The organism is Paraburkholderia sp. TE9906, from assembly GCF_056279605.1.
Genome location: NZ_JBWCCT010000006.1, coordinates 1 through 21,286, shown reverse-complemented (window position 1 = coordinate 21,286; position 21,286 = coordinate 1). Strand labels below are relative to the sequence as shown.

General features: G+C 61.6%; 20 protein-coding genes. 7 read left to right on the top strand and 13 right to left on the bottom strand.

Annotated elements, in window-relative coordinates:
- Positions 1 to 13: 13 nt before the first annotated feature.
- A complete protein-coding gene (locus ACZ9H4_RS17035; protein ID WP_408145794.1) occupies positions 14 to 451 on the bottom strand; it encodes a YciI family protein in 438 nt (145 codons plus the stop codon).
- Between the two features lie 363 nt (positions 452 to 814).
- On the opposite strand from ACZ9H4_RS17035, the gene ACZ9H4_RS17030 reads away from it, so the two are divergent.
- Positions 815 to 1,606, top strand: a complete 792-nt coding sequence (locus tag ACZ9H4_RS17030) for a hypothetical protein (protein WP_476119886.1) — start codon at positions 815 to 817, stop codon at positions 1,604 to 1,606.
- Between the two features lie 84 nt (positions 1,607 to 1,690).
- Positions 1,691 to 2,092: a hypothetical protein gene (locus ACZ9H4_RS17025; RefSeq protein WP_408145798.1), complete on the top strand. Its 402-nt coding sequence runs from the start codon at positions 1,691 to 1,693 to the stop codon at positions 2,090 to 2,092.
- A gap of 405 nt (positions 2,093 to 2,497) precedes the next feature.
- On the opposite strand, the gene ACZ9H4_RS17020 is transcribed toward ACZ9H4_RS17025, so the two are convergent.
- Complete coding sequence (locus ACZ9H4_RS17020; RefSeq protein ID WP_476119884.1) at positions 2,498 to 3,346, bottom strand: hypothetical protein; 849 nt, start codon at positions 3,344 to 3,346, stop codon at positions 2,498 to 2,500.
- Between the two features lie 114 nt (positions 3,347 to 3,460).
- Here ACZ9H4_RS17020 and ACZ9H4_RS17015 point away from each other — a divergent pair, with 114 nt between their 5' ends.
- Positions 3,461 to 3,820: a LysR substrate-binding domain-containing protein gene (locus ACZ9H4_RS17015; RefSeq protein ID WP_476119882.1), complete on the top strand. Its 360-nt coding sequence runs from the start codon at positions 3,461 to 3,463 to the stop codon at positions 3,818 to 3,820.
- A gap of 54 nt (positions 3,821 to 3,874) precedes the next feature.
- Here the strand turns inward: ACZ9H4_RS17015 and ACZ9H4_RS17010 are convergent, their stop codons facing one another.
- Positions 3,875 to 5,221, bottom strand: coding sequence for a PQQ-dependent sugar dehydrogenase (locus tag ACZ9H4_RS17010; RefSeq protein WP_476119880.1), 1,347 nt, complete (start codon positions 5,219 to 5,221; stop codon positions 3,875 to 3,877).
- Positions 5,222 to 5,497: 276 nt separating this feature from the next.
- Here ACZ9H4_RS17010 and ACZ9H4_RS17005 point away from each other — a divergent pair, with 276 nt between their 5' ends.
- A complete protein-coding gene (locus tag ACZ9H4_RS17005; protein WP_408145806.1) occupies positions 5,498 to 5,800 on the top strand; it encodes a hypothetical protein in 303 nt (100 codons plus the stop codon).
- A 61-nt stretch (positions 5,801 to 5,861) separates the two neighbouring features.
- Here the strand turns inward: ACZ9H4_RS17005 and ACZ9H4_RS17000 are convergent, their stop codons facing one another.
- From ACZ9H4_RS17000 to mdlC, 7 genes are all read right to left on the bottom strand, one after another.
- Positions 5,862 to 6,692, bottom strand: a complete 831-nt coding sequence (locus ACZ9H4_RS17000) for a 3-oxoadipate:acetyl-CoA acetyltransferase (RefSeq protein ID WP_408145808.1) — start codon at positions 6,690 to 6,692, stop codon at positions 5,862 to 5,864.
- A 327-nt stretch (positions 6,693 to 7,019) separates the two neighbouring features.
- On the bottom strand, positions 7,020 to 7,664 hold the full coding sequence (locus ACZ9H4_RS16995; protein ID WP_476119877.1) for a hypothetical protein: 645 nt from the start codon (positions 7,662 to 7,664) through the stop codon (positions 7,020 to 7,022).
- A gap of 489 nt (positions 7,665 to 8,153) precedes the next feature.
- Positions 8,154 to 9,290, bottom strand: coding sequence for a porin (locus ACZ9H4_RS16990; protein ID WP_476119875.1), 1,137 nt, complete (start codon positions 9,288 to 9,290; stop codon positions 8,154 to 8,156).
- Between the two features lie 236 nt (positions 9,291 to 9,526).
- Complete coding sequence (locus tag ACZ9H4_RS16985) at positions 9,527 to 10,939, bottom strand: MFS transporter (RefSeq protein ID WP_408145813.1); 1,413 nt, start codon at positions 10,937 to 10,939, stop codon at positions 9,527 to 9,529.
- 150 nt (positions 10,940 to 11,089) lie between these two features.
- A complete protein-coding gene (locus ACZ9H4_RS16980) occupies positions 11,090 to 12,013 on the bottom strand; it encodes a ketopantoate reductase family protein (RefSeq protein WP_476120368.1) in 924 nt (307 codons plus the stop codon).
- A 26-nt stretch (positions 12,014 to 12,039) separates the two neighbouring features.
- Complete coding sequence (locus tag ACZ9H4_RS16975) at positions 12,040 to 13,491, bottom strand: aldehyde dehydrogenase (RefSeq protein WP_476119873.1); 1,452 nt, start codon at positions 13,489 to 13,491, stop codon at positions 12,040 to 12,042.
- Between the two features lie 35 nt (positions 13,492 to 13,526).
- A complete protein-coding gene (mdlC, locus tag ACZ9H4_RS16970; protein WP_408145816.1) occupies positions 13,527 to 15,185 on the bottom strand; it encodes a benzoylformate decarboxylase in 1,659 nt (552 codons plus the stop codon).
- Between the two features lie 104 nt (positions 15,186 to 15,289).
- Between mdlC and ACZ9H4_RS16965 the strand changes: the two genes are divergently transcribed.
- Entirely contained in the window at positions 15,290 to 16,213 is a 924-nt protein-coding gene (locus ACZ9H4_RS16965) for a LysR family transcriptional regulator (RefSeq protein WP_408155518.1), read from the top strand.
- 411 nt (positions 16,214 to 16,624) lie between these two features.
- On the opposite strand, the gene ACZ9H4_RS16960 is transcribed toward ACZ9H4_RS16965, so the two are convergent.
- On the bottom strand, positions 16,625 to 16,993 hold the full coding sequence (locus ACZ9H4_RS16960) for a BON domain-containing protein (RefSeq protein WP_408145820.1): 369 nt from the start codon (positions 16,991 to 16,993) through the stop codon (positions 16,625 to 16,627).
- Between the two features lie 334 nt (positions 16,994 to 17,327).
- Entirely contained in the window at positions 17,328 to 17,591 is a 264-nt protein-coding gene (locus tag ACZ9H4_RS16955) for a hypothetical protein (protein WP_408145822.1), read from the bottom strand.
- A gap of 561 nt (positions 17,592 to 18,152) precedes the next feature.
- Between ACZ9H4_RS16955 and ACZ9H4_RS16950 the strand changes: the two genes are divergently transcribed.
- Together ACZ9H4_RS16950 and ACZ9H4_RS16945 are read left to right on the top strand one after the other, a co-directional pair.
- Positions 18,153 to 18,689: a DUF3237 domain-containing protein gene (locus ACZ9H4_RS16950; RefSeq protein ID WP_476119869.1), complete on the top strand. Its 537-nt coding sequence runs from the start codon at positions 18,153 to 18,155 to the stop codon at positions 18,687 to 18,689.
- A 127-nt stretch (positions 18,690 to 18,816) separates the two neighbouring features.
- Positions 18,817 to 19,113, top strand: a complete 297-nt coding sequence (locus ACZ9H4_RS16945; protein ID WP_408145825.1) for a cation efflux transmembrane domain-containing protein — start codon at positions 18,817 to 18,819, stop codon at positions 19,111 to 19,113.
- A 97-nt stretch (positions 19,114 to 19,210) separates the two neighbouring features.
- On the opposite strand, the gene ACZ9H4_RS16940 is transcribed toward ACZ9H4_RS16945, so the two are convergent.
- Positions 19,211 to 20,416, bottom strand: a complete 1,206-nt coding sequence (locus ACZ9H4_RS16940; RefSeq protein ID WP_476119866.1) for an MFS transporter — start codon at positions 20,414 to 20,416, stop codon at positions 19,211 to 19,213.
- Positions 20,417 to 21,286 lie beyond the last annotated feature (870 nt).

Here is a 21,286-nt window from a genome sequence, read left to right as displayed (position 1 = left end):
TTCCGTATGCGCTTCACTTGCGCGCCTGCCAAACCGACTCGCTCCAGGTCGGTGCCGCTGCCCGGATGATGTCGAGGACATCTGGCGGGACGTCGCCCGCTCCGGTGAGTTGGCGCACCTCCAGTACATCGTCCACACCGAGACCGCATGGCGCGCGCAATGCCCAGGAAATCGCCTCCTCAAGCGATCCAACTTCGACGATGTAAAAGCCACCGACCAGTTCCTTGGACTCGGCAAACGGGCCATCGACGATGTAGCGTTTCCCCTTGCTAACCGCAATTCGCGCTCCGGGCGCTGCTGGGTTCAAGCCTTCGGAAGCCACCAGAACACCGGCCTTGTGCATCTCCTCGTTGAACTTCATGTACGCCGTGAGAAGGGCCTCGTCCAAACCGCCGCCTGCAGCCGGCTCCTCATTGTCTGCGCTTGCTTGCGCTGTGATGATGAATCGCATCGTCGTTCTCCTGAGTTGATTGGTGCTTCAGGACCACGACGAACGAAGGGCTGTCGAATCGACACGTTGCGGCCGGTTTCGATCTTCACGACGGACTTGTGGCCAACCGCGGGCGAACGCCAAACCGGCGTCGCGCTCTGCCTGTCATCGATTCGCATCCGGCGCCGGTCGGTCGATGACAGTCGGTTACGGCCAGGCCGGAAATACTGACGGACCCAGTCGCGCGAAAGGACAGCTAGGAAAGGCCGACGCGAAGAAGTCGACCCGCGATGGTCGGCGTTTTCTTTAGTGATGGATATCCCAAAAACATAGGCTCCAAACGATCTGCTAGGTTTACGCCGCCACAAGCGACAGGAACCGGTGATGGGCGGCACTGAACTGAAAACAGATTCGTTGCAACGGTGGATGATGTACAGCAAGGATGCCTACGGGAGCGGGCGCATCTTTCTCACTACCGAGCAGAAACGGGCGGTCGATGAAGGCAAGAAGTTCTCCCAACGAGCATACGCCGATGTATGGGCAAAGGATGCCGCGCTCGTGCAGCGCGTCCGCTCGTTTCTCGGGACGTACTTCCACTGGCACCAGCGGCTGGCGAAGGCCGGCACGGATCTGGAAGTCATCCAGACCTTGCAGTCCATGATTCGCGGCGAGAGTGTCGTGTTAGTCGCCGAGCAATCCCGCTCAGGTGGCTCCGTTGCGGTCGCTACCCCGGCACAACCGAAAATGCGCAGCTTTCGCGAATCGTTGATGACCGGGTACGGCATGAGCTACGACGCTGCGACGGCCTACATCGAACGCTATAACGATAGGGTGGACCGCGTTAATTCGGTTGCGGACCGCTATGCGAACGGCGGCGCTTCGTCGCTGGCCGACACCGCGGGCGATCTGACGGAAACCGCTACACCGCTAGGCGATGCGCAGCCGTTCGAGTACACACCGGACGCGGTAAGTGGTGATGTCGAGCAATTGGCCGGCGGTGATGGCAGACCCGGAAACAATCAGGCGCAGAATAAGCAATTCAGGGCCGTGGTTAAGGCGCTTGGTCTGAGCCAGGACCAGGCGCGACAGCTCCATGATGAAATCCAAGATGATGAAGAGCTTAACTATCACGGATTGCTGGGGCGTGCTCAAGACATGTTTGGGGGGAGTGATTGAATGGTTGATACGCGGGAACAGGTAAGACAGCAACTATCGGCCCTCGTGGGCTTGGACGTTAGCGGTGTGGGTCACGCAGCCGACATGCTTACGCTGCAGTTCGGGCCACTTCGGGAGGTAACAACAAGGCGAGGAACCATCAAGCGCGTTGGGGCATGGGCGCTTCATATCCAGTGCGATTGGCGAATCGAGCAAGGGGAAATGGTTTTTGCGGCCTATTCGGATTTTGCAGTGTCGGAAGAAAGCACGCGCATTACAACGCGGCGGATACGCGACCTTCTCGTAGCAGACGGGCCCGCCGTAGTTGAGAGCATTATGGCCGGCGATAGCGGCGATGCGTGCATCTCGCTGGCGAGAGGGATACGCCTTGTGATTTGTGCGGATGCGATCCCGGGCGAAGAGGACTGGCGCTTGTTCCCGTCGAACTCCGATGCAAAGCACTTTGTGATCGAAGGCGGCGAGGTCGATCCTTCTTCGCTTTCTTGACTTCCCGATTGCAGCGCTCGAGAACATGAGCTCGACAACAAAGAAGGCGCGCATCGTTGGCGAACTCGGTTGCTTTGTACGGCGGTACGCGCGTAAGGCACAAAAGCAACGCGATCCAAACGACCGCCGATACGACAAGAGGGATGAAAAGGCGATGCAACGGATGCGGCCGGAGGACCTGTCAGAGTTCCTCACTGGTGATGGAGTCGATTGGTACTACCATCGAGATTGACGAAGACCGATAGGTTGACCGCCCTGACCACACCAGAAAGCCCGCCGGAGCGATCCGCGCGGGCCATTTGCGTCACGTGTAGCGGGTGGCACACCAGATGGTGTACGGCGCACCACATGGCCGCTGCAGTATTTAGGTTGGCCAAGGAAGTTGCACGCCGTCACTAGTCGGCCTTAGGATCCCGGATCCATTTCGATATTGAAGACGTCTACGATCGTCGCCAGTGCGTCGTCGCACTGCGCTGTCAGCGCCGTGAAATGCGACCGCAAGGTTCCATGCTCGGAGCGCGCTTGTTTCTGCGCAGCTTTCCTTTCGTTGGTAGATCCGTGCCCCTTCAGGGGATTGCGCATGCTGTGCAGCTTCGCAAGGGGCGCCCCTACGGCCCTTGCGTCCTCGGCACTCCGTCCCTTTGATTCGAGGTATTCCGGCAAGAGCCGCAGTGATTTCCACTGCTTGTCGATAGATCGCCCGGCATCCTCCGCCAGCTTCTGCAGTGGTTTGACGAGGAAACCCTCGTTTAGCTGTTGGTCAAGCGCTAGAATTTCGTCCGCCCACTCGGATACAGAGTCGGTCGCCGGATATCGCGCAGCGTCCAACAATTCATGGACACGCGGCTTCCGCCAGACCGGCGGCCTTTCATCGAGTTGCTGAATCTTGTACTTCAGAGCGCGGAGCGGGTCATACCCGCTGCTGAATTCGCCGAGGAAGTCGTTCTCGTAAGCTCGTTTGGAAATCGGGGCCCTTGGGCCACTCGTTGAAGGATTGCCAGTAACGCTGCTCTTCGATCGGTAGGTCGGCAAGGTAGCCGATATACGTGTGAACCTGTCCAGCCTCGTTGATATCATAAGTTTTGAGATACCAATGCATTTCGGATACGATCCACCGGACGGCTCCACGCTCTGAGTCAGTGGGTTCAGCATTTTGAGGGCGAGGCGCTGCGCTGTGCGCGGGAGCAGGCCGGACATGCACCGAGGCGCAAACAATAGCGGCGCGTGGTCATAGGAATTGTCAGGAATGGTCAAGGGCTTTGGGGCTGGATGACCGACAACATCGTTGGCACACGCGATGGCATACACAATTCCAAACGACAGCCACGGAGGCCCGCTGGCAAACGCCCCGAAAGAAGACACTAGCTTTTGGTCTACCAGGGAAACTGGACCAGTAATCGATCACCGACTCTGGCTGGCGAACCGACACACGCGGGGCACATCGTATCGACCTTCAACACCAGCCTCATGCTGCGTAGCGCGGTCAAGGCCGGCCTCGGTATCGGTGAGCTTCCGAGACATCTGGCTGAGCACGACGGCCTCGTGCAGATATGGCCGGAACCCGCACGTGGGGCGGTCTACGAAATCTGGCTCGTCACGCAGCAGGATCTTCGGCATACCGCGCGCATCACAGCGATGATTGAGCACATCGTCGCCGCGTTCGAAGATCACACAACCCACACAAAACAGGCATGCACGCGTAGCGACGACCGGATGAAGCGGTTCTAATCGGCACGATAATCTTGCGTCCGCCCGGCTTCGGAGCAAAGCAGCAGCGTTGTGTCATTTGCCGGCCGGCGCGGTGTCAGCCGATTTGTCGTCGTTACGCGGCGCGACTCGCCATACAGCGTTACCGACATCGTCGGCCACGAGCAAGGCCCCGTGCGCGTCCAGTGCGACGCCAACGGGTCGACCCATGGCGTAGCCGTCTGCCGTCAGAAAGCCGCTCAGAAAATCCTCAGGCGCGCCAGCAGGTTTTCCATCGACAAATGGCACGAACACCACCTTGTAGCCGGCACGCGGTTTACGGTTCCATGATCCGTGCTGGCCAACAAACGCGCCGCCACGATAGTGAGGCGGGAACAGCGTCCGGTCGTAAAAGACGAGACCTAGCGAAGCCGTATGATTGCCGAGCGCATAGTCAGGCGCGATGGCCCTGGCAACCAGATCGGGGCGTTGCGGTTCAACGCGGGTGTCGACGTGCCGGCCGTAATAGCTGTATGGAAAACCGTAGAACGCCCCGTCTTTTACTGCTGTCATGTAGTCTGGGACGAGGTTGTTGCCGAGATCGTCCCGCTCGTTGACTGCTGTCCACAATGCGCCGCTGTCCGGTTGCCACGAGAGCCCATTGGGGTTACGCAACCCTGTCGCGTAGGGCAGCAAGCGCCCATTGTCCACGTCGAACACGAGGATTCGCGCTCGGCCGTCTTCGGCGCCGACTCCATTTTCCCCTGCGTTGCTGTTCGATCCCACCGTGATGTACAGATGCTTGCCGGAGCGATCAGCCAGGATATTTTTGGTCCAGTGATGGTTGATCGGCCCGGCCGGCAAGTCGGCAACCTTGACGCCGGAACTCGTAATCTGGGTGGTGCCCGTCACATAGTCGAAACGCAGCAGAGCGTCCGTATCGGCAACATAGAGTTGATTGCCAATGAGCGCCATCCCGAACGGCGAGTGCAGGCCGCGCAGAAACACGGTCTGCGTTCTCGCGACGTCGCTGCCGTCCGCGTCGCGCAACAGCACAATGCGATCGGGGCTCGGCACACCAGCGCCTGCGCGCTTCATGACCTGCTTTCTGACCCAGCCGAACAGGCCGCTGCCTTCATCGTGTTCATTGGGCGCGTCGCTTTCCGCTACCAGTACGTCACCATTGGGCAGCGTGTAGAGCCAGCGCGGGTGCGCGAGGCCACCGGCAAACTCGGTGACGACAAAGCCGGCAGGAGCCGTGGGTATGAAACCGTCGGGGCGCGCCCGGACGGGCGCGATGTTGACCATCGGAACCAGCCTCGATTCGGGCGCCGGCATGGCGGGCGACGCACCGAAGCCCGCATCGTTTGAACTTGATGGTCCGACCGCGCAGGAGGCCAGCGGCAGAACCATTGAAATAGCCAGACGGTTTAGCAGGCGCATGTGGGTTTCCAGCGAAGAGCGTCAATTGATGATGCATGGGAGGAATAGCAAGAAGCCGGCCCGCGACCTTGCCTGCGAAGGCGCAAACTGCTCCGTGACTCCAGCGGAAGACCTCGGCCCCCGACCTCCCGGTCTTGCCGACGCTACGTTGGCGGCTGTGCGGAACCAGCAGCGGAGTCGAACATCCAGATCGCCCCTGGCGAACATCACGGTAAGTCGTGACAACTTGAGGAGCCGGAATGGAACCGGACTCGGCCTTCGGCCACGAGATGGGTGATGTGCACGGCATCCTCGCATGGGCGCAAGCGGCGCCTATACGCCGCTTGCGATCGCTCCCTGCTCGATTCGCACACATTCGATATCTCGCCGATCCTCCGCGAATCGCTGCCAGCCGAGAACCTGGCGCCGGCGTTTGATTGCGAACTGCTCGCGCTCGTCGAGGACCGTCCTGTTGCAATCGAGGAGTTCGCCCGTCAGATGATCGATGTCGAAGAATTGCACGCGGGCGAGGCCGACAGGATGCTGCGCCGCTCTGGAGAAGTGACGGCATCGGCGGAACGCATGGCGGGCCCGCCCTGATCAAACGGACCATGGCGGCATGTGCGTGGCGCGCCCACGCACGATGGCGCGTCCCGTCGACCTATCTGGCTGGAAGACCCAGTATTTCACGCGCTCGTGCAGCGCTCGCCACGGGTCGGCCATATTCGCCGCACAATGAGGCCACCCGCGCAACCAGTTGCGCGTTGCTCTTCGCCAGCGTGTCCTTGTCCCAGCGAACGTTGTCTTCCAGACCCGTGCGGCAGTGGCCGCCCATTTCGAGAGTCCAGTGATTGACCTCCAACTGATGCCGCCCGATCCCGGCGGCGGTCCACGTTGCGTCCGGCAATAGCGCCTTGAGTTGTTGCACCTCGAACTCAAGAATCTCACGACGCGCGGGCAGCGCGTTTTTTACACCCATCACGAACTGAACGTGCACAGGGGATTTCAGCAGTCCTTGTTGCACCAGGTCCACCGTGCTGTACAACATCGCCAGATCAAAGATCTCGATTTCCGGTTTGACATCATAGTCGAGCATCATTTTCGCAAGCGCACGCACAAAGTCCGGCGGATTCTCATAAACAGTCGTCGGAAAATTGACAGAACCCGTAGCGAGCGATGCCATATCCGGGCGCAGATCGAGCATCGCTCCGCGTTGCTCGAACGAACGGCCACGACCGCCCGTTGAAAACTGGATGATGATGTCAGGGCAGTGGCTCCGGATGCCCTCCTGGAGAGCGGCGAAACTCGACCGGTCGGAACTGGAGTTCTCCTGCTCGTCACGCACGTGCAGATGAACGAGCGATGCTCCGGCTTCGTACGCTTCATGCGTACTTTCAATCTGCTCGGAGATCGTGATCGGCACCGCCGGGTTGTCCTTCTTGCGCGGAACTGAGCCAGTGATGGCAACGGAGATGACGCACGGTTCGCTCATGGCTCGCACTCCAGTTCAAGATTGACGTCCCATCCGTGTGACGGGCGACCATGACCGCATGCCTCGCGAAATGCCCGTGCACCACGTGTTCCAAGTCTAGTTCAAATGCGCGCAATGAGAATCGTGCCTCGGCGCGCTGGCCGCAACCCGCGTCGGACTCACGTCAGTCCGAAGGGCATTGATCTGCGCGCGGTAGCCGACAGGCTCGGTGACGTGCCGCCGAACACGACGGGTTTCTCCTTCATACGGAAGGAACAGGACAGGCGCATCGTTCAGCGGTGAAACGTCACCGGATAATCCGGGAAGAACAGCGCCCCCGGAAGTAGCTCAGTTTTTGATGTTTTCCTCGCAATCTTCCCAGTACCTCAGCGGGTCGTGATGTTGTGGATAGCGTGTGTCGAGCCATGCCGACAACCGGTTCCAATCGGGATGGTTGGTACCGGTTTGAGCCGACCAGGTCGACGACCTCTCAAGAATCTGACCGTTCCCGCGATCACGGACAAGCAAGCTGCCGAGTCCGCTTGAACTATTGGCCTGCGACTCGACCAGATACCGTGGCAGGATTCTGAGTTCAGCATCCTTGGCCCACCCGTATAAGGCGCGGACCATGCCGGACGGATCTCGCAACTCTATCGGGCCGCTTTCCGGGCGAACGGCAGTCCATCCTTCAGGAAACTCGGCGACAACCTCGTTTTTACCCTCCCTCACCCACTTCACGCGCCATGCCCGCGCGATCGCCTCGCGCATGTGCGATACCGACTCGTAGCCGTGCGGCAACTCGATCGCCATCGGGAGCGTAATAAGGTTGTCTTTCCAGAGTTTGGTTTCGTCGTCCACGCGCTCGACCGCGTCGAATGCCCCTGCTTCGAACGGGTTCTCGGGCCGGCTCGATACCCTCGCCTTCCCCTCGGGCAGCCCCTCGAAAAGGCGCTCGGCATCATGGCGGGTAAGTTTTGTCTTTCCTTTCTTCATGGGTCTCTCTGCAGCACAGTTGTCTCGCTAACGCCAGCCCTGGTGACCGAAGTCGGGCGCCATGTCCTCTCGCGCGCGTTTGAAGGCTCACGATTCCATTTTGCGCTATTCGCCCCTTCCCGGCGTGCGCGGTGGCGATGGCACGGTTTGTGCCGCGATTCCTGCCTCATGGGCGGCTCAAATCGTGGCCTGTCCGATACGTCTTGGCCACAAGGCTGTTTGCAAAGACGCAGTCTGCTCCTGATATTGCTTCGACACGACAGCGGCAGCCGACTTGAGGAAAGTGGGATGACTACGCCAACAGGCCCACCCGCAGATTCGCACCCAATATCTGCGAGTGTCAAAACAAAATTGAAACCCGACCTTGCTCGAGGCTGCTGGCGATAGCAAGGTGGCCTGAATTCATTTCAAGGATACGTTTGTTATCCGCGCAATTTGCCGGCGCGAAACTGACACCGGCCTCGTGTTGCCGCAAAGAGCAAAATGGACTCAAAAACTATGCCGCACTCCCGCCATCACGCCAAGCTGACCGATACCCGGCGCGGGGGTCGTGCCTCCGCCTCCCTGGCTGACCGTATACGCCGCCTTTTCGCTATTCCACAAATACGCTCCTTGCAAATACACTGCCGTGCGCTTGGATAGCAGATACGTCGTGCGTAATGCCGCAATCGTGCCACGCGTATCGTCACGATCGTTGATGATGTGATACACCCCGCCGTCGACGACTAACGCGGGCGTCACCGGATACGACGCTGTCAGATAGAACTGATCCGAATGCACGTTCGGCGTGGCCGCCGAAACCGTGTTGACGCGTCGTCCGAGCCAGCCGCCGCCCAGCCGTAGAGCCCCGATATGGCCATAGCCGTTTAATTGCATACGTACGTCGGTGTCGCCAGGGTTGGCGAACGCGAACGAAGGCGTCCCGTCGTACAGGTTCGCGAGCGCGCCCGGGCCGCCATGCTGTTGGTCGTAGGCCGCGGCGACGCCATAGCCGTTGCGATCGTAACGCAGCATCGCAGACCACTCGCGGCACGTTTGCGAGCTGCCTGGCACCGGGCCCACGCACGTACCCTGCCCCGGCGAATTGCCCGTGCCGGCCGAATCGCGGCCAAACGACCAGGTTGCGCCCAGCGTGAATCCCGCGTAGCTGCCTTTGTACGCGATGGTGTTGTCGGTGCGCGAGCTCGGCAGATACTGGTCGAACGAAGCCGTACCGCCGTAGATGTCAGGGCCGAGCAGGTCGGCATCGGCGATCGCCCAGAAAGTCATGGTGTACTGGCGTCCGAACGTCAGCGCACCATACGGCGTATTCACGCCGACCCATGCCTGGCGGCCGAACAGGCGGCCGCCCTGATTCAGCGTGCCGCTGCGCGTGTTGAAGCCGCTTTCGAGCGCGAAGATCGCCGACCACCCCCCGCCCAGCCCTTCCGTGCCGCGCAAGCCCCAGCGAGAGGGCATCTCCCCCGTGATACCCGGCATGCGCACGACGCTGTCGCCGGTCGCATTCGCGTGCGAAACGTATTCGATACCCGTATCGAGAATGCCGTAAAGCGTCACACTGCTTTGCGCACATGCAATCGTGCTCACGCCTGACAAGGCAAGTCCTGCTGCGATTCGAAATTTCATAGTCCCCATGGTTTCCTGTCTTTTCGGCCTGCCTGAATCAACACGCGACCGGTTCCTATTGGACGTGCACGACGATGCATGCTCGTCACATTCACTACATTTTGATTCGGATACCATATTAAATAGACGCGAGATAGCCACTTGTGAGACACAAGAAATGGCTAGCAGCAACGAAAGAGAATCAACCTATCCAGCCATGCCCCTCGCGATACGGACGCACCACGAGGGACGGCCGATCAGAGCCCTTGCGCAGCGCGCGCGGCCGGGATATGACGGCGCACCACCGCGAGCGCGATCAACACCATGACCATGGCGGTGCCGAGCATCAACAGATAGCCCGACGCACCGCCGGCGGTGATGACCGCCGCGCCCGCGAACGCGCTGAGAATCGCGCCGACGCGTCCGAACGCGAGTGCCGACGCCGTGCCTGTTGCACGCACGCTGGTCGGGTAGACGTAGGCACAAAGTGCATACATCGTCGACTGCACCGCGTTGACGAAGAGACCGTGCAGGCCGAGGCCGACAATCAGCAGTGCGGTGTGTTGCGTCGCATTGACCCCTGTCAGCATCCACGCGCTCGCCACACCGCCGAGGCAACAAAGCAGCAACGGCCAGCGCGAGCCGTAGCGCCCGATGGCGAGCGCGCACAGCAACGCGCCGATTACGCCGCCGAAGTTGTATGCACTGAGGCCATAGCCCGCGAGCGGCACGCTCAACCCTTCACTCGTCAACATGGACGGCAGCCAGCTGAATGCGGCGTACACCGCCAGCAAGCACATGAAGAACGCCCCCCAGATGGCGACGGTGTCGCGCGCGCAGCCGTCGCGGAACAACGCCGTGAAGCCAACATGCTTCTCCGCGCTCTGCTCGCGCACATCGGTGAAACTCGCATCGGCAGGGACTTCACGCGCCATGCGCCGCAGCAAACCGACGAGTTCCGGCCAGCGGCGCGGCCGGCGCGCCAGAAAGCGCGGCGACTCAGGCAGTGCGGCGAGCAGCACGACGGCCAGCACGAGCGGCAGCACGCCGCCCGCGACAAACAGGCCGCGCCAACCGTAGACCGGCAACACATGTCCGGCGAACAGTCCTGCGACCATGCCGCCAAGCGGCACGCAGAGAATCGTCGCCGTTACCGCGAAGGTGCGAAAACGTGCGGGCGTGAATTCGGCAGTCATCGTGGTCGAAGTGGGCAGCGCGCCGCCGATACCTAACCCTGCGATAAAGCGCAGCGCCGCGATGGCCGCGACATTCGGCGCGAGGCTAATCGCACAGGTCGCCGTGCCGAACACGAGCACGCTGCCGATCACGGCCCAGCGCCGGCCGAAGCGGTCCGCGAACAGACCGGCGAACGCACTGCCAATGCCCATGCCGATGAGCCCCGACGCCACCACGGGCGCAAACGCGTTGCGCGTGATGCCCCACTCTTTGGTGAGCAGCGGAATCGCAAAGCCGATCAGTTGGCTGTCGAATCCGTCAACGACAATCGACAGCGCCGCGAGCAACACCGCTATCTTTTGCAACAGCGTATAAGGACCGTCGTCGAGCGCATGACCGATGTCTACCACGCCTGCGCCGCGGCTTGTTCCCGCGAGGGTTGCGTCGTCATGCGCGGCCGGACTCGCTGCGCAAGCGGGGGGAACGTAACTCATGAGGCTGTCTCCGTTTGGTTGCGCTTCGCGCGCGTTTATAGATTTCTTGTTGTCGTCAGTATGGTCAGCGCAGCAGGTTATGGGTATTTCCGATTTGCGCCAAAGCCATGACGTTTATGCAAGTCTTCAGGGACCGCCCGACTTTGGGAATCAACGTGCGCCGCGCACGTCGACGAGCCGCACGAGTTGGAGCAGGCAGTCCGTGCATGGCACAGCAACGCCCACCGCGTGTGCCGCCGCGACGACCGCGCCATTGATTGCCTCGATCTCGGTCTTGCGGCCCGCGAGCACGTCCTGCAGCATCGATGGCCGATGCGCACGATGATTCGCGAGCGCATGGCGTACGTTGCCGACGACATGCGCTTCATCGACCGCAACGCCGCTTCCCCGCGCGACCGCGGCGACCTCTGCGACGATCTTCAGCGTCAGCGCCTCGCCGTCAGGCAGGCTCGAGAGTTCGCCCACCGTACATTGGGTGAGCGCGCAAACGCTGTTGAGCGCGGCGTTGAACGCGACTTTCTCCCAGATTGCGGACCATACGTCGGGGTCGGCCGTGCAGTTCAACGCGGCCGAATTCAGCGCATCGACCGTGCGCCGCACGTGCGCGTGCGCCTCACCGTCCGCGTTCATCAGGCGGATCTCGCCCGCGCCATGCGAGCTCACCTGCGCGGCACCAGGCTTGTCCGCCGGCCATGTGGTCATGCCCACCATCACGCGTTCACGCGGAACATGCCGCGCAATCCGTTCGACGTTGCCGAGGCCGTTCTGCAACGACAGCACCGCGGTATGCGGCCCGAGCAAGGCCTGGGCGGACGCGAGCGCCGCTTCGGTATGCATCGTCTTCGTGAAGACGATCAGTAGTTGCGGCGCAGCCGCGACCTGCTCGGGACGGCTCACGCACAGGTTGCTGACGACGCGCGAGCCCGTGTCCGTGGTCAGGTGCAGCCCCTCGCGACGAATCGCGTCGAGATGCGTGTCGTCGATATCGACAAGCGTCACACGGTGGTCCGCTTCGGCGAGCAAGCCGCCGAACAACGAACCCATCGCGCCCGCGCCGAGAATTGCAATGTCCAATGCCTGAAGCATCGCGGCCCTCCGGGTCAGAACGGATAGTGGCGTGGCGCCGTCTGGAGCGTGACCCAACGCAGATCGGTGAATTCCGCGATCCCCGCCTTGCCGCCGAAGTGGCCGAAGCCGCTTGCCTTCACGCCGCCGAACGGCATTTGCGCCTCGTCGTGCACAGTCGCACCGTTGATGTGGCAGATACCCGACTCGATACGCTTTGCGACGTTCCACGCGCGCGCAGTGTCGCGACTGAACACGGCGGCGGACAGGCCATACTCGTTGTCGTTCGCGCAGGCAATGGCGGCCTCTTCGCCGCGCACGCGCACGATCGCCTTCACGGGACCGAACGATTCCTCGTGGTAGATGCGCATGGCGGGGCTGACGCGATCGAGCAGCGTGGCAGGCATCAGCGTGGTCTCGCTCTTGCCGCCGCACACAAGCACCGCGCCTTTCGAGACCGCGTCGTCGATCAGCGCGTTGCAGCGCTCCACGGTGCTCATGTCGACCACGGAGCCAAGCACGACCGGCCCCTTGCGCGGATCGCCGATCGGCAACGCACGCGCGCGCACGGCGAGCTGGTCGACGAACGCATCGGCGATGCGCTCATCGACAACGATGCGCTCCGTCGACATGCAAATCTGCCCCGAGTTGGCAAATGCACCGAACACGGCAGCGTTCACGGCGGCGCCGATGTCGGCGTCGTCGAGCACGACAAGCGGCGCCTTGCCGCCGAGTTCGAGCACGGCGGGTTTCAAATGGCGCGCGCATGTTTCGGCGATGATGCGACCCACGCGCGTCGAGCCCGTGAAGTTCACGCGACGCACCTGCGGGTGTCTGATCATCGCGTCGACGATCGGCGCGGCATCGGCGGGTGCGTTGGTCACAAAGTTGACCGTGCCACGCGGCAAGCCCGCCTCCTGCATCGCTTCGACGATGAGGCCGTGGGTAGCGGGGCAAATCTCGGAGCCCTTGAGCACGACGGTGTTGCCGCACGCGAGCGGCAGCGCGATCGCGCGTACCGCGAGAATCACGGGCGCGTTCCACGGTGCCATGCCGAGCACCACGCCGGCGGCCTGGCGCACGCCCATCGCGAGGCTGCCGAGGACATCCGACGGAATCAGTTCGCCGGCGATCTGCGTCGTGAGCGCAGCCGCCTCGATCAGCCCCGCCGCGGCCAGGTGCACGTTGAACCCTGCCCAGATGCCCGAGGCGCCGGTCTCGGCGGCCATTGCGGCAGCAAACCCATCGGCCTTCGCTTCGAGCGCGTGCGCGGCCTTCGTCAACAGCGCACGCCGCTCGCTCGGGCCGAGTGCCGACCATACTGGAAACGCGGCGGCGGCAGCATCGACGGCAGCCACGGCGTCCTCGACCGTCGCGGCCGGCGCGCGTGTGGCGACCTCGCCGTCAAGAGGGTTGCGGCGCTCGAAGGTCGCACCGTTACGCGCCTGCACCTGTTCGCCGCCGATCAGCATCGATATGGCATTCATCGCCTGTCCCGTTGTTTGAATGAAAGAAATGCGCGTTACGCGACAACGACCTCGACGAGCGTCGGGCCGTCATCTGGAGCGCTTGTCGCGAGTGCACTACGCAACGCATCGGCGAGTCTGGCCGCCTCGCTCACACGTTCGCCGGGACACCCCATGCCCTTTGCGAGCATCACGAAGTCGAGACCCGGCAGATCCGTGCCCTGCACCGTCTCGTGCGGCGCGAACCCGAAAACGGGCGCAAAATCCTGCAGCGCGGCATAGCGCGTGTTGTTCAGGATGACGAACGTAATCGGCAGCTGCATCTGTACCGCGCTCCAGATCGCCTGGATCGAGTACATGCTGGAACCGTCGCCGATCAGCGCGATCACGCGCTCGCCGGGCCGCGCCAGCGCGACGCCGACCGCCGCCGGCATACCGTAGCCGAGGCCGCCGCTGTCCATCGTCATAAACGTGCCGGCGCGCGTGATCGGCAGATAGGTCTGCATCACGGGCCGCGCGCTCGGCGCTTCTTCGACGACCACGCCTGCGGGATCACGCACCTCTGCGAGCGTCTGCAGCGCGAACGCTACCGACATGCGCTCGCTGCCCGACGACGGCGGCAGTGCTCGCGGCGGCAGCGCGCGTGGCGCGGGCAATTCACGAGCTTTCGGCGCGGCCCGCGTGAGCAGGTCCTGCACGCCGAGCCGCACGTTGCCGACCGCGGCGATGCCTTGCGGCGTCCACGCGGCGACGCCGGGGTCGTCGATCAACTGGCACAACTGTGCGCCCGCCGGCACGTGCGGGCCGGAGCCTTCGACGTGATACGTAAACGCAGGTGCGCCAATCACGAAGATCGCGTCATGCCCACCGAGCAATTCGACGATGCGCTCGCGCATCGCGGGCAGAAAGCCCGCAAACAGACGATGGCTTTCGGGGAAGCTGCAGCGCCCCGTCATCGGCGCGACGTAGACACGCGCGTGATGGCGTTCCGCGAGCTGTACCACGTCGGGCACCGCGCCCGCTCGATCCACCGCGCCACCGACCACGAACGCGGGCCGCTCGCAGGCGTCGAGCAGCGCGCCGATACGTTCGAGCATCGCAGGCTCGGGACGCATCGTATGCGCGACCTCGCTCACCGGAACAGGTTCGGCGGGCTGATCCCAGTCGTCGGCGGGAATCGAGACGAACACCGGGCCGCGTGGCTCCTGCATCGCGATTGCATACGCGCGCGCAATCGCGAGGGGCACGTCCTGCGCACGCGCTGGCTCGATGCTCCATTTCACATAGGGCTTAGGCAACTCGGTGGCTTGTGTCGCGGCGAGAAACGGATCGAACGGCAGGATCGAGCGGGCCTGCTGGCCGGCAGTGACCACGAGCGGCGTGCGGTTGCGAAACGCCGTGAAGATGTTGCCCATTGCATTGCCGACGCCTGCCGCCGAGTGCAGGTTCACCAGCGCCGCGTTGCCCGTGGCCTGCGCGTAGCCGTCGGCCATGCCGACCACCACGGCTTCCTGCAGGCCGAGCACATAGCGGAAATCCGCCGGGAAGTCGCGAAACATCGGTAATTCGGTCGAGCCGGGGTTCGCGAAGATCGACGTCATGCCGACGCGGCGCGCGAAGTCGATGACCGCGTCGCGTACGGTCCATTGGCGGGCGCCACGGGCGCCATATTCATTAACCTGCCCGTGATTCTGCTGCGGCGCACTGCCTGTCATGCGAGGCCTCCACTGTGGTGAACACGAAAAATCCGAGGGTCATTATCGTGGCAGGCCGGATGACTTTAAATTGCCTATTCCGCCAAAAGGCATTACCTTTTGGCATGACTTACAACCTTCAGCAACTCCAGGCGTTCACGATCATCGTCGAAAGCGGCAGCCTCGGCCGCGCGGCCGAAGCCCTGCACATCACCCAGCCGGCGCTGAGCCGGGCCATCCGGCGTCTCGAGGAACAGGTCGGTGCGCCGCTTTTCGAGCGCCATTCGCGAGGCATGCATCTGACGGCAGTCGGCGAGGCGCTGCTGCCGCACGCCGTTCTGCTACAGCGCGAAGCCGAGCAGGCGCGCGAGGAAATCGACGCGCTACGGGGACTCGCGCGCGGCACGATCCGCGTCGGTGCGGTTGGCAGCATCGCGAGCCTCGTGTTGCCGCTCGCGGTGAGCGGCGTGCTCGGCAAATGGCCGAATTTGCGCGTGCAGATCATCGAGGGGGTGTGGGACCGGCTCGCCGATGCGCTCGTCAAGCGCGAGATCGATCTCGCGCTCAGCATGGCCGTGCCCGATACTGACGAGATCATGGCCATCGCCGATTGCCGTTGGGAAGATGCAAGCTACGTGGTGGCGGCGCTCGATCATCCGTTGCGGCGCAAGCCCAAACTCACGCTCGCCGACACGCTGGGCGAGCGCTGGGCCATTCCGCCGCGCGGCACCGGCCCGTTCGAGCACATGCAGCGCGTATTTGCGGAACAGGGACTGGGCCTGCCGAATATAGTCGTCGAAACGCGCTCGATCACCGCGCTGAAAAGCCTCGTTGCCCGTTCCGGTTTTTTGAGCTGGATGGCATCGACCATGTATGTCACCGAAAGCAAGGCTGGAGTGTTCGATACGCTCGGCGTGCCCGGCGTGCTCGGGCGGCGCACACTCACGGCGTTCCGGCGGCGGCAAGGCATCCTGCCGAGCCCTGCAGTGAAGCTACTGGAGCAGTTACGGCAATTGACGGCCGCCGGGTCAACTCAGCCTGAGGCATGAGGGGCGCGAAGGGTACGCGGAAGGTCGCGCTTATGGTCGACCGGTCACACCCGTTGGAAGGCGGACGATGGGCGTTCGTCGATCCATAGCGCAAGAAGCGTATATCCAGTACAGGATGATTGCGCGAAAGACTTCGGGCCGTCGCATCATGCACAATGACTCGGCCTATGCATGCCTTTCCATCGCAATGCGCAATTGTTGTGCATAGTCACGTGGCGCGTGGATCCAACGCGAGGCCTGCGGACGGGATACAGAAGCGTCACGAGCAAGTTGAGCGAACGGGGTTCCAAGCCACGCTCGCTCGGCGCACACGGGTGAAGTGGCGCTTAATGCCGGCCGGCCTGATGCCCTCAACGGAATACCGCTACAGAACACCAACCGTCGCAAAGCGCCGCCTCCGCTAATGCAGCGTCAGGTCCCAACCGGACGGATTGACAGTGCGTTTCTTACGGAGACCACGCCGGGTACGCCCTTGGCCACCTCGGTTGCCCGGTCGCTTTGCGCCTGAAGAGGGACGCTGCCTTGCAACGTGACGGCACCATCACGAGCGCGGATGGTGACGTTGGACATCGCGATCCCTCTATCCTTCACCAACGCCGAACGAACCTGGCGCTGTAGCGCCCGGTTCGCCGCTTTCAGCGATTTGTAGTGCTGCCGTGCGCCAGCCGTTGTACTTGCGGGGGTCGCCGGGGCGGCCTCGCTCGACTGTGCGTAGGCATGGATCGAACTCAGGATGAGAAGTGCTGCGCCTGCGGTCTTGACTGTGCGAATTACGTTCATGCATTTTCTCCTGCTGTCAAAATTGTCAACGGTCCAAAATAGGGAACGCTGCACCGTTAAGGACTTGTCAAGCGAACTCTGATAGAACGATATTGCAACACTGCGTGGGTCAGCGATATGCAGACGCAAGCAACCGTAACCACTAAAAAAAGTCTGATGCGTCCGGTAGCAACAATACCTCAACTCTTGGCAGAGTGAAAAAAAAGAGGCTTTGACGCGACGTTCCGCGGGGAATCATACAAGCGTCGTAAAGCGCTTTTCATTCCTGCTGATGCACTTTAACTCAGTCTACGCGGCATCGAAGAGCTGCGGGTCGAGCGTGTGTGCGATAAGGTCAGCGCATGCTTCGCTCGCCGTATGAAAGCAGCGCCGCCAGCGTCGCAGCACATGGCACCTTGGCGAAGTGTCTGTAGCGTTGCGCGGCGAGCTTTACCGGTGTAGCACGCCGTTGATCAACACAGGACTCAACCTGAATCAACGACACCAGACCCAGCGCCCGGCGCTCCGCATACACCGATTGCGTTTGACGTCCCAAAACACGGGTCTTCTGTGATGCTGACACCGCGGCGTCAGGTGTACCTACTGTTCCCGTATCCATTCAACTCCGCAGAGTAAATCCGGTATGGGTTGCGAGAACGCGAGTTCAATGAATACGGTCGATTGCGCCTTCTGATACCAGACGGCCGTCGGGACGATGCAGGACTGACCGGAAGTCGCAGAAACGTGAACGCGGAAAGCTCCGAACGGATGCGCACGCTCACGGCGTGCTTCCCCTTCTGCACGGACTATGTCGCTCAGGATCCTGACGGCAATATCGTAGATAGCGGTCTCCTGCCCCAGTCGACGCGATGCGTGGCATCGTACGTTGTAGCAGTTGCGGCCGACAGATGGCCCTGAAGCGCCGCTGCGGAGCGCGAGTGCCCCCGGTGGTTGTGTTTTATCCGGTGAGCTACCTGGGTCAAGCTGCCGCGGTCACCTACACGCATGTCAGTACGCATATTTTTCAGCGTATGCAGAGGGTTTTCACCGACCCCGGATCGCTTGTTTATCAGGCTCCTTGATAATAGACTTTTATATCAGGCAACCTGATAACTAGAACTGTCGGCAATGCAGCGACGTTCACACCATCCATGATCTGCAACTTCGGCCGGGCACATCCATGCAAAAGTTCATCCGACTTCTGTTAACAACCGTTTTGACCACCCTCACCTTCTCTCACGCGCTCGCTTCGGAATCGGATGCGGGCCACGCCGAATTCGAACCGCCTAAACCCGGGTTGACGTACATGGGCCGCTTCTCGGTCGATCTGACCGCGCCGATCTGGGAATTGGGCAAGACTAGCGACGCGGGAAAGCGCCGCATCATCCCGATCACGGGTGGCAATATCAAGGGACCGCTGGTGAACGGCGAGATCCTGAATAACGGCGCTGACTGGCAGGTGGTGACGTCGGATGGACTTGCTGTGATCGACACGCGCTATCTTCTCAAGATGGACGACGGCGAACTGGTCTACCTGCAAACGAAGGGATTGCGATACGGTCCCGCCGATGTGATGGCAGATGTGGCGAAGGGCAAACCGGTGGATCCGAACAAGTACTACTCTCGGCTGTATATGACGTTCGAGACGACGTCCGCCAAATATGCGTGGCTGAATCGCGCGATGGCTGTGGGGTATGCGAGGGCGGCGTACCGGTAGGAAGCGCGATGCCGCCATTCAAGGGCGCTCTCAAAGAAGATGAAATCTGGAAAATCATCACTTATCTCCGGGTACTTTAGACCCGAAACCGCGCCGCTTTCCCGGCAAGGTGGACTGCAGGCTCACCATGCAAGGCAAGCTTGCGAGCCGAGTTTTGCCGCGCGTCAAGACTGTCCTGCGAATGCTCGCACAGTACCGCGAGGGCGAAGTCCATATGCGGGCAAGCTGGATTTGCACACGTGCTGATGTAGTTGCAAATCTCGGTGTTATCGCCTCCGGGCTGGTGATCCTGGCGACCGGATGGCGGTATGCCGACCTGTTCGTCGGTCTTGCAATCAGCACATACGTGGCGAAGGAAGCGGTTGAGATCTGGCAGCAGGCCAGCAAGTCGAGCGATCACGGCTCCGCTGTCTCAGGACACTGATGTGCCAAACAGCAACCTGCGCTGCCGGTCGCTCGGCTCGAGTACGAGTGATGCCAGAATCGCACCCCGAGCGTGCACCTCCCGAAGGTAGGCTACTTCAGCGACCTGCAGTCGTGTCCGCCGTCCGACCGAACAAGAGGAGCACGATGGTCAAGACGCAGAAACCTACTCCCGCGTAGAACGTCGCAGCCGCGCCCAAGCGGTCCCATAGGGCGCCCGCGATAACGCTCGACACAAGCGTAACGATACCGCTGAGTAGGTTGAAGAAGCCAAACGCGGTGCCGCGTAGTTGCGCGGGCGCGGTGTGAGCGACCATCGTGGCCATCAACCCCTGCGTCATTCCCATGTGCAGGCCCCACAGCCCGACACCCAGGAGCACGATGCTCCAGTGCGTACCATGCGCTAGCACGACATCCGACGCAATCAACATTACGAGGCCCGCAATCAGCAGCCTCGTGTGGTTCATCGTGTCGGCCAGTTTCCCCAAGGGATAAGCCGACAGTGCATACACGACGTTCATTGCGACCATCACGAGCGGAACCAGCGCAATCGGCACGCCGCTTCCCATTGCGCGCAACACGAGGAACGCTTCACTAAACCGGGCGAGTGCGAATACCCCGCCCACGACGACAACCCACCAGTAGCTCATGCCGAGTTGCCTGATGCTGTCCCAGCGAATCGGATTAACCCGCTTTGCGCCCGGCTCCCGCGCGGGCTCATCGATGCCAAACGTTAGCAGAGCAACAGCGAACAGGCCGGGAATGACAGCAAGCCAGAAAGCGAGGCGGAAATTATCGGCCCACACTAGCATGATGACAACGGCCAGCAGCGGCCCGAGGAATGCGCCAACGGTGTCCAGCGACTGGCGAAGCCCGAATGCAGCACCTCGCAGATGGGGCGGCGTGACGTCGGCGACGAGCGCATCGCGCGGCGCGCCTCTGATGCCTTTGCCTACCCGGTCCATGATGCGCGCGGTCACCACGATGCCGATGGTTGGTGCAATGGCAAATAGCGGTTTGCTTAGTGCCCCCAGTCCGTATCCGGCGACGGCAAGCCATTTGCGATTGCCCAGATAGTCGCTGAGAGTCCCGGAGAACACTTTGACGATGGGGGCGCTCGCCTCAGCGATGCCTTCGATGAGGCCAATCGTCGCCGCACTGGCACCGAGACTTGCCATTAAGAACATCGGCAACAGACTGTGGATGATTTCGGACGAGACATCCATGAAAAGGCTGACACAGCCGAGCACCCAGACGCTGCGCGGAATTTGCCGAAGAACACTGAGCGGCAGTTCGGTTTTCATCGAAAATTCTGATTTCTGAATGCACAACGTAGATGGTCGGAGCGCCGTCGGTCTGGGGCACACGAACTGTAGATGGCCCGTCAATTTTTCGGCTCGCGTCTTTACCCAACCGCTCTCCTAAGAATTTCCGAGGCCCTGGCGAGTATCGGAAATATTGTTGAGGAACTCGATTGGCTTCCGGAAAATTAACCAAATAGCTTCCGCTTTGAGCGATTTAAACGATCAAAACGAAGGTTTTTCGCTGAGACTGTTACCCAAATAACTTCCGAGGTCGCCAGTTTTTTACCCTAAAACTTCCATCATCGTAGAGGGCACGACCAAGATAGCGGTTAGCAGCTTCAAAGGCCGCCGTGAACGGCTCCGATGAATCGAGTCCGCACCGAGAGTGCCCGAGGACTCCGCCTAAGCCGCCGTTCGCATGCTGACGCTGGCATGCACGCTCACTGCATCGCAGCAGTCGTTCGACAGCGGCAGTCGCGGAACGGCCGCTGTGATATCGGCGAACGCGTAATTTCGACCCGAAGGCGACGATTGCGCTATTGCGAAGCACGTTCTGGATTTGAGTTCAGTGGCCGCCGAAGGCGGTCCGCTGGGACAATGAGTTAGCCCCCAATCCTCACCGGTAATGTTGATCCCGTGATTTGCACAAACGCATAGTTCTTCGACCGAAGCAGTTTGTTAAGGGCAAAGCGCACATTCTCTGGGTTGGCACAGGCCCATGGGCAATACGGGCTAGAGGCAGTCGGTTGTAGTTGGCGCCAGCCATCGGACTAACTGGAGTTGACCCTGTAATTCCGGACACAGCGTCACACTAAGGTTGCTGAATCCATCGCGCGGCGAAACGCTCGTGGCGAGCGGTATTTCAACGCG